Origin of the sequence: Roseibium sp. (genome assembly GCF_965232425.1) — a bacterium.
Classification (GTDB): Bacteria; Pseudomonadota; Alphaproteobacteria; order Rhizobiales; family Stappiaceae; genus Roseibium.
In genome coordinates this window covers 2,562,243-2,575,445 of sequence record NZ_OZ246971.1, presented here as the reverse complement: position 1 = coordinate 2,575,445, position 13,203 = coordinate 2,562,243, and the positions used below count along the sequence as shown (strand labels likewise).

At 61.4% G+C, this 13,203-nt stretch carries 12 protein-coding genes; all 12 read right to left on the bottom strand.

Annotation, left to right across the window (positions count from 1 at the left end; translation table 11 throughout):
- Positions 1-3: 3 nt before the first annotated feature.
- Positions 4-1,158, bottom strand: coding sequence for a fumarylacetoacetate hydrolase family protein (locus ACO08A_RS11770; protein WP_422041241.1), 1,155 nt, complete (start codon positions 1,156-1,158; stop codon positions 4-6).
- Positions 1,155-1,991, bottom strand: coding sequence for an alpha/beta hydrolase (locus ACO08A_RS11765; RefSeq protein WP_422041240.1), 837 nt, complete (start codon positions 1,989-1,991; stop codon positions 1,155-1,157). Before ACO08A_RS11765 ends, ACO08A_RS11770 begins: the two co-directional genes overlap by 4 nt.
- Positions 1,988-2,626 carry a hypothetical protein gene (locus ACO08A_RS11760; protein ID WP_422041239.1) on the bottom strand — a complete coding sequence of 213 codons (639 nt, stop codon included), beginning with the start codon at positions 2,624-2,626 and terminating at the stop codon, positions 1,988-1,990. The genes ACO08A_RS11765 and ACO08A_RS11760 overlap by 4 nt, the downstream gene beginning before the upstream one ends.
- Positions 2,619-3,980 carry a substrate-binding domain-containing protein gene (locus ACO08A_RS11755; RefSeq protein WP_422041238.1) on the bottom strand — a complete coding sequence of 454 codons (1,362 nt, stop codon included), beginning with the start codon at positions 3,978-3,980 and terminating at the stop codon, positions 2,619-2,621. Before ACO08A_RS11755 ends, ACO08A_RS11760 begins: the two co-directional genes overlap by 8 nt.
- A gap of 21 nt (positions 3,981-4,001) precedes the next feature.
- Positions 4,002-4,961: an ABC transporter permease gene (locus tag ACO08A_RS11750; RefSeq protein WP_422041237.1), complete on the bottom strand. Its 960-nt coding sequence runs from the start codon at positions 4,959-4,961 to the stop codon at positions 4,002-4,004.
- Positions 4,958-5,902, bottom strand: coding sequence for an ABC transporter permease (locus tag ACO08A_RS11745; RefSeq protein ID WP_422041236.1), 945 nt, complete (start codon positions 5,900-5,902; stop codon positions 4,958-4,960). Before ACO08A_RS11745 ends, ACO08A_RS11750 begins: the two co-directional genes overlap by 4 nt.
- Positions 5,895-7,418, bottom strand: a complete 1,524-nt coding sequence (locus tag ACO08A_RS11740) for a sugar ABC transporter ATP-binding protein (RefSeq protein WP_422041235.1) — start codon at positions 7,416-7,418, stop codon at positions 5,895-5,897. The genes ACO08A_RS11745 and ACO08A_RS11740 overlap by 8 nt, the downstream gene beginning before the upstream one ends.
- A gap of 256 nt (positions 7,419-7,674) precedes the next feature.
- Positions 7,675-8,802 carry a substrate-binding domain-containing protein gene (locus ACO08A_RS11735; RefSeq protein WP_422041234.1) on the bottom strand — a complete coding sequence of 376 codons (1,128 nt, stop codon included), beginning with the start codon at positions 8,800-8,802 and terminating at the stop codon, positions 7,675-7,677.
- Between the two features lie 47 nt (positions 8,803-8,849).
- Positions 8,850-10,136 carry an amidohydrolase family protein gene (locus tag ACO08A_RS11730; RefSeq protein ID WP_422041233.1) on the bottom strand — a complete coding sequence of 429 codons (1,287 nt, stop codon included), beginning with the start codon at positions 10,134-10,136 and terminating at the stop codon, positions 8,850-8,852.
- Between the two features lie 287 nt (positions 10,137-10,423).
- Positions 10,424-10,714 carry a hypothetical protein gene (locus ACO08A_RS11725; RefSeq protein ID WP_422041232.1) on the bottom strand — a complete coding sequence of 97 codons (291 nt, stop codon included), beginning with the start codon at positions 10,712-10,714 and terminating at the stop codon, positions 10,424-10,426.
- The gene (locus tag ACO08A_RS11720) at positions 10,695-12,140 is read right to left on the bottom strand and encodes a type II and III secretion system protein family protein (protein WP_422041747.1); all 1,446 of its coding nucleotides are present in this window, start codon (positions 12,138-12,140) and stop codon (positions 10,695-10,697) included. The genes ACO08A_RS11725 and ACO08A_RS11720 overlap by 20 nt, the downstream gene beginning before the upstream one ends.
- A gap of 434 nt (positions 12,141-12,574) precedes the next feature.
- Positions 12,575-13,198: a hypothetical protein gene (locus tag ACO08A_RS11715; RefSeq protein WP_422041231.1), complete on the bottom strand. Its 624-nt coding sequence runs from the start codon at positions 13,196-13,198 to the stop codon at positions 12,575-12,577.
- Positions 13,199-13,203 lie beyond the last annotated feature (5 nt).

Genomic DNA, 13,203 nt, shown 5'->3' with positions numbered 1-13,203 from the left:
CCCCTAGATTAGATTGCGTTTTGACAGGTTGCGCATCAGTGCGCTTGTTCCGAACGACCATTCCGGGCACTCGGTCGAGAGCCGGACGGTGTTGCGCAGCGTGCCGAGCTGCGCACATGAAATGCTGACGATATCGCCGAGCTTGTGGGTGAAGCCTTCACCCGGAGCGTCGCGATCCTCGGTCGGCGCGAACAGCGTTCCCAGGAACAGCAGGAACCCGTCGGGATACTGATGGTGCCGCCCGCGCGTCTGGCCGACAAGGTCCAGCGGGTCCCGGCTGATCTCCGTCATGGTGGAGTGACCGGACAGCTCGAATCCGTCCGTGCCCGATACTTTCAGATCCAATTCGAGACGGCGCACATCGTCGATCGAAAAGGTGGTGTCGAACAGCCGGATCGCAGGACCGATGGATGTGGACGCGTTGTTGTCCTTTGCCTTGCCCAGCAACAGCGCGGAGCGGCCCTCCACGTCACGAAGATTGACGTCGTTTCCGAGCGTCGCCCCCTTGACCGTTCCGGAACTGTCGACGGCCAGCACCACTTCGGGCTCCGGATTGTTCCAGTTGGACACCGGGTGCAGGCCGACCGAGGCCCCGTAGCCGACGGCGGACGTGGGCTGCGCCTTGGTGAAGACTTCCGCGTCCGGTCCGATACCGACTTCCAGATACTGCGACCAGACGTCCTCCGCGATCAGCGCTTCCTTGAGCTGTGCCGCTTTTTCGGACCCTGGGGTCACGGACCTGAGGCTGTCTCCGATGATCGCATGACAGCGCGCACGAATTGTCTCCGCCTTCGCCGGATCCCCTTTTGCCTTCTCCTCGATCACCCGTTCCAGCATCGAGAACGCGAAGGTGACACCACAGGCCTTGATCGCCTGAAGGTCGGCCGGAGCGAGCAGCCAGGGCCGTGCCGGGTGGGGACTCTCGACCGAATTGGCCGCAATTTCGTCAAGTGTCCCGATCGCAACACCATCGGCATCGGAGACCCAGCCGGCAGGGTCTTCGAGTTCGAGCAGATCCCGCATCGTCGGCACGGCTGCGCAGGTAACGTCGATCAGGGTATCGCCGCGCACGACGCAAAGACTGGGGCCGGACAGGTCCGGCCGCCAGACCCGGAATACGAAGATCCCGTCGCCCGGCAGGTTCAGTTGAGAGGTCATGATGATATCGTGTCCACTTCTGCAGGATGGCTGGAGCTGTTTAACCAGACGCCAAGCGCATCAATCAAGGGGCTTTTTTGCGAATTCAGGTCGGCGAGGATGCTGAGGTGGTTCGCTCCGCGCACAATGAGATGCCCCGCCCCGGCGCTTTCGGACATGGCGAGGGATTGCCGTTTGAACTCGTCGGTCTCGTCTCCGCCGACAATACAAAGGAGCGGTGTGTCGATCGAGGCACCGATCAGACTGTGCGAGCGGATCTCTTCATCGCTCAGTCCGATTTCATCCTGCAGGAAAGACCTGGCGACAGGTGCAAGGTCGTAGACCCCGCTGATCGCGGCAACGCCTGCGAGCCTGTCGGTCAGCCCGGCCTTGCGTGCGATGCTCACCGCCAGATGCGCACCGGCCGAGTGTCCGACCAGCAGGAACCGCGTGTCACCGGAATAGAGTTCTGCAAGTCGGCCGAAAGCGGCGACCGCATCGCTGACAAGGTCGTCCAAGCGGAATTCGGGCATCAGCCGGTATTCGGCATTCGCGCATCTGTTTCCAAGCGAAGACAGACCGGTCAGCACGCACCGATGATCTTCTGCGCTCAAACTGCGCCAATAACCTCCGTGAATGAATACCGGCACGACACGGCTTTGAACCGTGCCGCACTCCGTCGTTTCGATCCACTGCCGGCCATGCGCGCCATAGGCAAAGCGTTCGAATGACAGGGACCGCTCTGCCGCGCGGCTCGCGGCATCCCGCCACCGGAGCCATTCGTCGAAGTCCTCCAGAACGTCGGAGAACCGGAACTGGGGATTCCACAGGTCGCGCTCGGTCAAGTCGTTCATGCCGGTTTCTCCGCATGCGAACACAGAAGATCCGCCGCCTTGGCCAGCTCTGAACGAAGCTCGTTTCCGGTCACGTCGCGGGAACCCGGCAGCAGGACACCCACGATGCACCGCCGGTCCTGGCGCTGCGAAACAGTGGAGATTACGGCACGCTGTGCCGCCACCGCCTCGAATTGATGAACAAGAGAAACCTCGGCGAGCCTCTCGCGATCGAAGGAAGGCGGGATCAACAGGCTGTAGTGCCGCTGCGGCGTCACGAAAGTGATGCCGCGCCCGCTGGAAAACGGACCGATCGCGCATGCCCCATCGCTCAGGACGGCAAGGAAGGCCGTCAGCCGGGTCGATTGCCGCAACTGGATGAGGACGGGCTCGGCCACAAGTGCAAATTCACCGAAACCGAGCGCGGAGAGCCCGGTCGCCAGTGCCGAGGGGCCGCGCAGATAGGCCCCACCGGTCGACCTGCCCAACAGACCTTCGCTCTCCGCAATGGCAACGGCTCTGTACCCCGATGTCGTGGCCAGCCCGACCGAACGCGCAAGGGGAAGAGGTCCGGAAACAACATTACGGAGCGGCTGCTCGAGCAGCCCTTCGAAGATATCGATGGCCTTGTCGTAAGGTGTATCGGCCTTATCCATGTCGCGACCCTTGCCTGTTCTCCGCGTCCGCCCGCAATCCACGCAGACTCGGCCCCTGGGACAGGATTGCCGTTCCGGGCAGGTCCCAGCCCACGTGCCGTTCCGCCCAGGAATCCGCGCGGACACTTGCCGTCTCCATACCACGCGGAAGAACGATGGGAACCGGCACTTCCACCCTGCGCGGTACGGATTTGCCGGAAAGGATATCCAGCGCCACCTCGACAACCCTGGCCCCCATTGCCGCCGGATAGTCGAGCGCGACGAACGGAACCTTGTGATAGAGCGCGAGCTTGTACATCTGGTTGAGATCGCCCCCTGTGTGGGCGGGCACGGGAAGGTCGTTCTCGATGAAGAATTTCAAAGACCCCACCCCCTGCAGACCACTGTCGCACCAGATCCCGTCAGGGGTGTCGGCTCCCTGTTCGAACAGACGTTGTACCGCATTGCGGCCACCCTCCTCCGTCCAGTCCGTGTAGGTCACCGCTTCGATCTGGATACCTGGAAATTCGGAAAAACCCGCGAACGCCGCCGATTGGCGCCGCATGGCCGGGCTGGCGCCTTCCAGACCGGACAGCATCCAGATACGGCCGGCACCCTTCAGCCTTTCCGCCAGCCACACGGCGCTGATGCGCCCGATACGCCGGTCCGAGGCGGTCACGAAAGAGACCAGGGATGAGGGATCGCGCGGGCGGCGGTCAACCGCAACCACCGGAAGTCCGGCATCCGCAACCTCCTTCAATTTGCGGTCCAGCAAGGGGGAATGGGCATTGGTCGTGCTGACCAGGAGCAGATCAAGCCCGCTTTCGACAAGTTCGTCTATCTGATGCACCTGTACCCGGGCATCGTCGCCGGCCTCCCTGACCAGAAAGGCTTCGATGCGGTCCGCGTGCAGCCGTTCCGCATAACGCATGCTTTCAAACATTGCCCTGCGCCACTCGTTGGAAAGCGACGCGTTGGCAAAGCCGATGCGGAATGGAGCCGGCCTTTTGTAGGTATGCGTGGCGACCGTTTCGAACAGGCGCGCATCCCATTCGGTGACGGCGTGATGGGACTCTCCAGCTGTTTTGTCCAGTGGCAGCGCCGCGGTGCTGCCCGGCAGCGCCGTGTCAACGGACTCGAGCGGCACATAGGCAAGTCCGGCGGCCTTTGGCCCCAGCCTGAGCGACCCGTGATCGACTCTTTCAAGCCAGCCCCGCAGGGTCAGGGCTCTCAGGAGCGCGAAACCGGTCGACCGGCCCATGCCGACGGCGCCCAGGATCTCGTGCGTTGGCCTCGGGCTGTTCAGATGATCGAAACAACCCAGGATCCGGGCAATTCGGATGAGGTTGGATCTTGGAGTTTCGCCGCTTGGCACGCGCTTGCCCTCAGCCTCGTATCAACGTCGTGACCGCCGCATGTAAACAGCCGCCGCCAGCAAGATCAAACTCCCCTTGATGACGAGTTGCAACTCAATGGACAAACCGAGGATGACGACGATGTTGAAGAGCGAGACAAGCACGAGCGTTGCCAGGAGAACGCCTGGAACACTTCCCTTGCCGCCGCTCAGCGCCGCGCCGCCGATCACGGCCGCCGCAATGCTGTCGAGCTCGTAGCCGCGCCCGGTCCAGTTGTCGACGATCCCGACATATCCGACGAGAACGAGACCGGCCAGTCCGGCGAGCACGCCCGAGATCATGAACGCGCTGACCACGAGCAGCCGGGTCGGCGCACCGGTCATGTAGGCCGCATCGGGGTTGTCGCCGTAAAGTTTCAGGCGCCGCCCATAGACCGTGTATTCGAGCAGCCAGTGCGCGGCGAAAGCAACAATTGCCAGCAGGATCAGCGCGACGGGTATACCGAACAGATCACCCGTCGCAAGCCACCGAAAGGTGTCCGGCAGCGTTCCGCCGGGCGCGCCGCCCGTATAGGCAAACCGGATCCCCTGCAGCACGATCATCGTGGCAAGCGTTGCCAGGAAGGGGGTCACTCCGCGATAGGCGACAAGATACCCGTTGATGCCGCCGATCAGCGCGCCGAGCAGAATGCCGACGGCAAAGATCACGACGGTGTTGTCATTCAACCCGATGGAAAGAACCGCCACGGTGGCCATGATGGAAGCGACCGACAGATCCAGCCCGCGCACGATGATGACGATCATCTGCCCGATCACCACGAATCCGAGCGGTGCGGCCTGGAGCAGGATGTCGCTCAGGTTGGCCGGGCTCAGGAACCTTGGCGACAGGGCCGTCGTGACCGCCCAGATGACGACCAGGAACCCGGTGAGCAAAAGCAGTTCCCGGTTCTGTTGTGCCCGGACCGTACCGCCGTTTTTTCCGAAAAGCGCGGTCATGCTCATTTGCTCTTTCTCCCGACGAAGATGGAGACGGCGGCGATGATGATCAGCCCTTCCGCGATCCACTGGTAGAAGCTGGATACGTTCATGAAATTCAGGACATTGGCGAGCAATGCCAGAACGATCACGGCGAGCAGGGTTCCCAGAACGCCGCCGCGGCCACCGGCCAGCAACGTTCCGCCGACAATGACCGGCGTGATCGATTTGAGGTCGAAACCGACACCGGCTCTCGGATCGCCCACACCGAAACGGCCACAGATGTAGATCGCGGTAACCGCGGCGAGGAACCCGGAAAGGGCATAGACGATCAGCTTTGTCGACTTGACCGGAACACCCGAAATCGACGCCGCCTGTTCGTTGTCGCCGATTGCGTAGATCCTGAGCCCGAGGCGGCTTTTCCAGAGCAGGAAGCCGGCAAGGATATAGAGAAAGAGCGTGAAGATCGTACCATAGGGGACCATGCCGATACGCCCGTAGACGAGGTCTTCGAAGAACAGCGGGACGGATCCGGTCGGTTGGCGCGTGATCAGGAGCGCCAGTCCCGAAAGGATGGTCGACGTGCCCAGGGTCACGATCAGCGGATGGATGCCCACAAACGTGACGATCCCGCCATTCACCGCGCCGATAAAAACGCCGAGGCTGAGAACGACGGCGATTGCGGCCGCAAAACTGGCGGGGTCTTCACCCGCGATCGAGGCAAACACGACCGTGAGAAGGCCAAGTGCTCCGGCATAGGACAGATCGATCCCGCCGGAAAGAATGACGATGGTCTGCGCAAGGGCGACGATCGCCAGCGCGACCATCTGGTCCTGGACATTGGCAAAGTTGAGAGGCGTGGCGAACCGGTCGGAACTGTACATTCCGACGAGAACAACCAGGCCTATAAGCGCCAGCACAACCAGATGCACCGGCTGCGCGCGCGTCATGCGAATAACGTCATCCATGGGAGGCAACTCCGTGGTGGCTCGGAGTTTCGGCCGCCGCGACACCCATGATCGCTTCTTCCGATATCTCCTGAGACGTCAGTTCCGCGGCCAACTCTCCATCGCGCATGACGAAGACCCGGTCGCAAAGCCCGACAATTTCAATCAGTTCCGATGAGATCGCGAGGATCGCCATACCTTCGTCAGCCAGGTGCCGGAGCATCTTGTAGATCTCGGACTTGGCGCCGACATCGACCCCGCGTGTCGGTTCGTCGAGAATGAGTACCTTGGGCCTGTTTTCCAGGAGGCGCGCGATCAGGACCTTCTGCTGGTTGCCGCCCGAAAGAGCCGAGATCGGCAGGCCGACATTGTCGACCACGACGCCGAAGCGCTCCTTCATGACGCGGGCCCGGGCTTCTTCGTGCCCGAGGGCGACACGTGCGGGATGAACCCCGTGTCCGGGCGTGGTCGCGGCGAAGTTGCGCGCAACCGAACTGTTCAGGAACAACCCGTCGTCCTTCCGGCTTTCGGTGAGCATGAGTATGCCGGCATCAATGCTGTTGGACGGAGACCGGTAGTCCAGCGGCTCGCCTTCGATCAGGACGCTGCCGTTCGCGGCTTCTGCGCCATAGATGGCAAGCGCAAGTTCCGTCCGCCCGGACCCCACCAATCCGGCCAGTCCGAGAATTTCACCCGCTCTCACTTCGAAGCTGACCGGTGGCATTCCATCGGCGACGACGAGATCCCTGACCTCCAGCATGGCCGCTCCGGTTTCGGCACCTTGTGCTTTTTCCGGGAACAGGTTCCCCAGCTCGCGCCCGACCATCGCCGCGATGACCGTATCGTGCGTGTACGCGGCAACCGGCCCCTGTGATGTGACCACACCGTCCTTGATCACCGTGATGTCGGTACAGATTTCGAAGATCTCGTCCAGCCGGTGCGACACGTAGACGATGCCGAGGCCCCGCGTCCGCAGCTCACTGATGATCTTGAAGAGATGACGGGTCTCGTTCTGTGACAGGACGGCCGTCGGTTCGTCGAGGATGAGAACCCTGGCATCCGATCGGAGCGCCTTCGCGATTTCGACCATCTGTTTGTCTGCGACGCTCAGATCATCGACGAGGGATCTGGCAGACAGATGGATCCCGAGCTTGTCCAGCAGAACCTCTGCCTGGGTGACCAACGCCCGGCGGTCGACCAGGCCGAACCGGGTTCGCGGTTCGGCGTCGAGAAAAATGTTCTCGGCGACACTGAGTGCGCCGATCGTGGAAAATTCCTGGTGGACGACGGCAATCCCCGCGTCAAGGCTCGCCCTTGGGCTGGACCAGTCTTCCTGTATTCCGTTGAATTCGACGTGTCCGGATGTCGGCTGGTAGAGACCGGACAGCAACTTGATGAGGGTCGACTTTCCCGCCCCGTTCTCACCGCAAAGCGCCACCGACGTGCCCGCGTGAACCTCGAATTCAATTCCTTTCAGAACCTCGTTCGGCCCGAACGACTTTGACAGCGCACGCGCGGCCAGTACCGGCTCAGACATGACCTGATCTCCTCCCGATCTTCCGTGATCGGGTAGCCAAAGCCGCCCCGATCTAGCGTTTCCGGGCGGTTGAGACCGCACCGATCCACCGTTGCCGGGCGGCCGAGACCGCACCGATCCACCGTTGCCGGGCGGCCGAGGCCGCCCCGATCTGCCGTTGCCGGGCGGCCGAGGCCGCCCCGATCTGCCGTTGCCGGGCGGCCGAGGCCGCCCCGATCTGCCGTTGCCGGGCGGCCGAGGCCGCCCGGTGCGGAACTTATTTCGGATAATCTGCGGTGAAGGTTGCCGGATCGTAGTCCGCGCCGACGCCCGACGACATGATGACCGATCCCGGCTTGTCCATGAGCGCATAGTCGGCGGTGAAGACATCGGCCTTCACCGACGGGGTCTCGTGACCTTCCGACACGACCACCTGCTGGTTCACCTCGATGCGGCGCGGAATGCCCTTGCCGTCAAGCACATCGAACAGGACTTCGAACCCCTCGGCGCCCATTGCCGGCGGATAATCGATACCGATCATCGGAACGTCGTTCTGCACCGAAAGCTGATACATTGCGTTGAAGTCGCCACCCGTGTGCGGCGGGATCTTTCCGGCTTCGTACCCGGCAGCAAGGAAGGCTTCGATCGAACCGGAGCCCTGCAGACCGCTGTCTGCCCAGACACCTGCAATCTCGTCACCGTATTTCTGGATCAGGGCGGACATGATGGTCTTGCCGTTCGCGGGCGACCAGGATGTGTATTGCGTTTCCAGAACCTCGATACCGGGGAACTGGTTGAACACTTCCATTGCCGCCTTGATCCGGTTTTCCGCGGGCGAAGCGCCGGCCAGTCCGCCAAGCATGACCACCTTGCCTTCACCGCCGAGCTTCTCCGCGAGCCACTGGGCGGAAATGCGGCCCAGCGCCTGGTCGGACGCGGTCACGAACGTGATGTAATTCTCGTCGGACGAGACCTGGCGGTCGACCAGTACCACCGGAATGCCCTGTCGCTTGGCCCGGCGGACCGCCGGATCGAGCGCTTCGGCGGTTGCCGGGCTGATCAGCAGGATATCCACGCCCTGGGCGATGAGATCCTGAACATCTGCTGCCTGTTTGGACGGATCGTCATTCGCGTCCGTGATGATGAAACGCTCGATCTTGTCGGCGTGCCGCTCGGCTGCGGCCTCGATGCCGTGAAGCATGGCAACACGCCAGGGATTTGAAATGGACGCATTGGAGAACCCGATGACATAGGGCCCCTCCTTCTTGAATTCCGCGGCATCGAAAATGTCCACGGACCCCGGGTTCCACAGGAACGTTCTCGGGACGCCGTCATAATCGGCCAGAGCCGCACTTGCGGACAGGCAAAGGGATGCGGCCGCGGCCACAATCGTTCTGATACGCATTTTCTCCTCCGTAATAATGCGTCGTGGATAGAAATTTTTGGGAGTCTCTACTCGGCGGCCTGAATCAGGCCCGGAGTTCGCTGCCCGCTCTCGCGTGGATCTTTCCAGGCAACGCCGTCCTTCATGATCATGGCCAGGTTGTCCTGTTTCTGGAGCAGTGACACGTCCTGCACCACATCACCGCGCACCAGCAACAGATCCGCCAGGTAACCTTCCTTGACGAGGCCCAGTTCGTCGCTGCATCCCATGAGCTCGGCGCCGACATGAGTGGCGCAGCGCAGCGCCTCGACGGGCGAATACCCGAAATAGCGGACGAAATGCTCGATATCGCGGGCGTTCTGACCCATTGGCGTGACGGAAAAACCGTAGTCACCCCCGACGACGACACGCACCCCGCGCTTGCGTATTTCGTGATAGGTCGCGCACGTTGCTTCGAATTTTCGGAACAGCCCCATGCTTTCGGCCACCTCCCGTGTGAGGCCAACGACATCGCCTTCACGCGTGCTGTTGTGAACAAGTCCGAAGGCGGGACCGACGAAGATGCGGTCCTTGGCACCTTCGAGCATGTCGAGAGCCTCTTCATCGGCAAAGTCGCAGTGGTAGATGCAATCCACACCATGGCGCACCGCCATCTTGACGCTCTGGGATGACCTGGCATGGGCGGCCACCATCTTGTCGAAAGCATGGGCGACTTTAACGAAGGCCGCCAGCTCTTCGTCTTCCGTCGGCGTGATTTCTGCCCGGGCATGGCTGACGAATTCATCCCCCGAGATATTGATTTTCATGACGTCGACACCGTCGCGCACACACTCGCGGGCCACACGCCGCATTTCATCCGGCCCGTCAGCAACCAGGCCAAAGCTCTCCTGGTAAATGTGCCGCTTGCGCTCGTCCCCGAGGCCGGCCGTTGTCGTCACTTCAGGGCTGCCGGCCATCATGCGCGGACCGTCTATCAGGCCTTCATTGATCGCATCCCGCGCCGTAACGCCCAGCATGGGCTTGGCGGAGGCCGCTTCGAAGATGGAGGTGAATCCGTGGCTGAGCAGAAGTCTCAGGTTCTGCGCCGTCAGCAGCATGTGCTTTTCCGGACACAGCTGCCCCAACTCGGTCGGTTCGGAAATCCCTGTGAAGCTCGGATGGCAATGGCCCTCGACCATGCCCGGCATGAGCGTCATTCCGGTTCCGTCGATCGTGTTGTCCGACAGGCCGGACGGCAGTTCCGTGCCGTTGATGACCTTTTCTATCCGGTTTCCCTCGACCACGACGGTCCCCGGAACGGCAACGTCCGCGACGCCGTTCCAGATCATGGCGCCCTGGATGACGGTTTGTGTCATTTGATCCTCCCAAGTCACTCCGGCGAAGTCTTGCTGCCGGTGCGTTGCGGGGGAGGATGTCAGACTTCAGCTCGACAACAAGACAGGTTGTCGCACTGTTTATCCATATATTGGACTATTCTGAAATATGGATAAGTATTTCTACTTTTGTCGCAGAAACCGCCTTCACCATTGTCATTTTCGCCATGCATCCAGCGGAATTTGGACAGGAATGGACGAAGTGAGCGGGGCGTCCCGCCGCAAACACTGCAGCCAGGGAATGAAAGTCCGGCAAAATTCGGAGAACGTCAGGAACCGCCGCTGATCGCCGCTTCCGAGCCGGCAGCGGTGACCACATCCTTGTCACCCGGCGTCAGATAGCGCTCCTGCGCGTTCACAGCTGTCTGTCCGTCTGTCGGCAGGTTGGTGTTGTAGGCCTGTCGCGGGAACGGCTGCACGGTGTGAATGCCCATATTGGCCTGCATGGCGCTGCCAGCGCCGACCGTCACCGTGTCCCGGTGGCTCATGTAGTCGGCACACCCGCCGAGAAGAAGCACTGCCGCGAGAACCGCAAGCCGATCAGTTCTTGGAGTAAACATAACCATCCTCGAGTTCCAGATCGACGATATGGCCGTATGGTCCGATGAGACCATCGCCTTCCTTGTACTTGCGCAGCATGTCCTTGTTCACTTCCAGCAGGCCGAGCGCGAACATCTCGACGTCATTCGTTGGCCGCGTGTTATCGAGCGGCGATGCCAGCGGTTCGTCCGGGCGCGCCGGCCGGACCAGCCGGGGCGTCACCACGATGACGAGATCCGTCTCGCGCTTCTGGAAGCTTGTGGACCGGAAGAGCACGCCGAGAACCGGCACCTGGCCCAGCCAGGGCAGCTGGCTGATGTCACGGGTATCGACATTCTCCAGGAGGCCAGCGATGGAAAAGCTCTGCCCGTCCTTCAGTTCGATCACCGCTTCCGCGCGCCGCGAGGTGAAGCCGGGATTGCCGTTCACGTTGATCGAGTTGTCGATATCGCTGACTTCGGTCATGACGCGCAGATTAATGCGGCTGGCGTCAAGCACCGTCGGCACGAATTCCAGACGGACCCCGAACGGCCGGTAGTCGGTTGACGAGGCGACACCGCCCGCGTTGGAGACCGCCGTCTGGATAGGCACTTCTCCGCCGACGTGGAAGCGGGCGGTCTCGCCGCTGATTGTCGTGAGGTTGGGTTGCGCCAGCCGGCGCACGAGGCCCTTGCCTTCCAGTGCGTCGATAATCGTGTCGATCCGGATTCCCGCGGTTTCCAGAACCTTGCCGATCAGGGTGCCGAAGGGCAGTGCCCCTTGCTGCGCGACGCTGGCGCCGGTGCCCAGAAGTGCGACGAGACCGCCGTCTTCGTTGGTTCCCACCTGGACGCGCGAGCCGCTTGTACTCACGTTGCCATTGTCCGACCGGCCGACCCAGTTCACGCCGAGATCGCGGCCGATCGAGCGGCTGGCTTCCAGGACGCGCACTTCCAGCGCCACCTGCTGCGGACTGCGCACGCTCAGCGCATTGATGACGGGCGCTTCGGAAAACTGCTGCGCGACTTCCAGAACCTTTGTCAGTTCCACGGCATTGTTCACCGAACCGCTCAGTCGGATCTTGTTCCCTATATTGGAAACGGAAACGAGAGAGGTCGGCGCAACGGCCCGGATCGCGCGAACGACATCGTCGAAGTTCAGCTGTACCCGGACCTCGATGACCCCGAGCAGCGTTTTCGAGGCGTCGTAGATCGAAATGTTGGTTAGTCCGGGCGCCTTGCCCTGAATGTAAAGAACCTGTTCGGAGAGCGGCACGATATCGGCCGTTTCCGGATTGCCGACCACGAGATCGGAGAACTTGCGATTGGTTCTCACGGTACGCGTCGTTCCGGGCTGCATGACAACCTTGGAGATGCTGCCGCCGTTGACGACAAGCGTCATCTCGTCGACTTGCGCCTTGGCTGCACCCGGAGCCGCGATGCTCAGGCCGACTATCGCGATCACCATTGTCAATAGGGACGATATCTTCACGTCAGGTCTCGTCTTCAGAATTCGCAGTTTTTAACACTACCGACGTGAATTTTGCTTCCGCATCCTAGCAAAAATACCTAAGATATTGAAAGAGCCCCCGCCGACTGACAATCAATACTAAGTTGCCGACGATTAACGGCTGGTGAAAAAAAACTTAAAACTGAAAGTGATCACGCAGAAACTTCGTTAATCGAGATTTTGGCCGTGATTTTATCTTACCGAATGAAGCTTTGATCTCATGAATTCAACCGCAATACACCTAAAAATTGAAAGTTTAATCGCATCCGGCAACAAACCAGGTTTGAACGGACGCGATGCGACCATCGCAAGGGGCGGCGCTGGTGTGAAGGAATGTCAGGTTTCGGCTCAAAGTGACCGCTTGGGGCACCGTCGGCTACAAACGGGAAAACTCACCGCTTTTCGTAGCGCACCTTGCCGTCGGCAGTGACCACCCGCCGGAACAGGGCCGATCCCTCGGCTGATCCCTGGGCCGGGGCCGGCGGGCGCGCAAAGCTGACGCGCGGTGTCCCGCGCGCGCGCTCGAACCGGTTGACACTTTGTGCCGACAGGGCCGGTGAGAACATTGCGGTCGCCGTCGACGAATGGAAGAAGTCGATATCCGCGTCGACCCTGGTCTTCAGGTTGTCGACCGGGATGTCGGAATCGCCGCGCTCGATCCGCATCAGCCTGACGCCTGACTGGATCTGGCTGAGCCGTTGGTCCATCTTCGAAAGGCGGCTTTGAACGCCGGTATTCATCAGCGCGACATTGCCGGAAATCCGTTTTTCGAATTCCTGGAGCCCGTCAAGCTGGCGGCGGATCTGATTGAGTTCCGCCGTTGCCGACCAGGAGAAAAACAGGCCGACGAACAACAGGATCGTCACCGCGACGGAGACGGCATTGAGCGCAACGAGGATGCGGATATTGCGTTGCAGGAAGGCTGCGACGGGCGATGGATCCTTGCCTGCCGCAGGTGCCTTGAGCGCTCCGTTGGAGCCTTCGTTCGCTTCGCCTGTCATCTTGGGGCCGTTCACGTCGC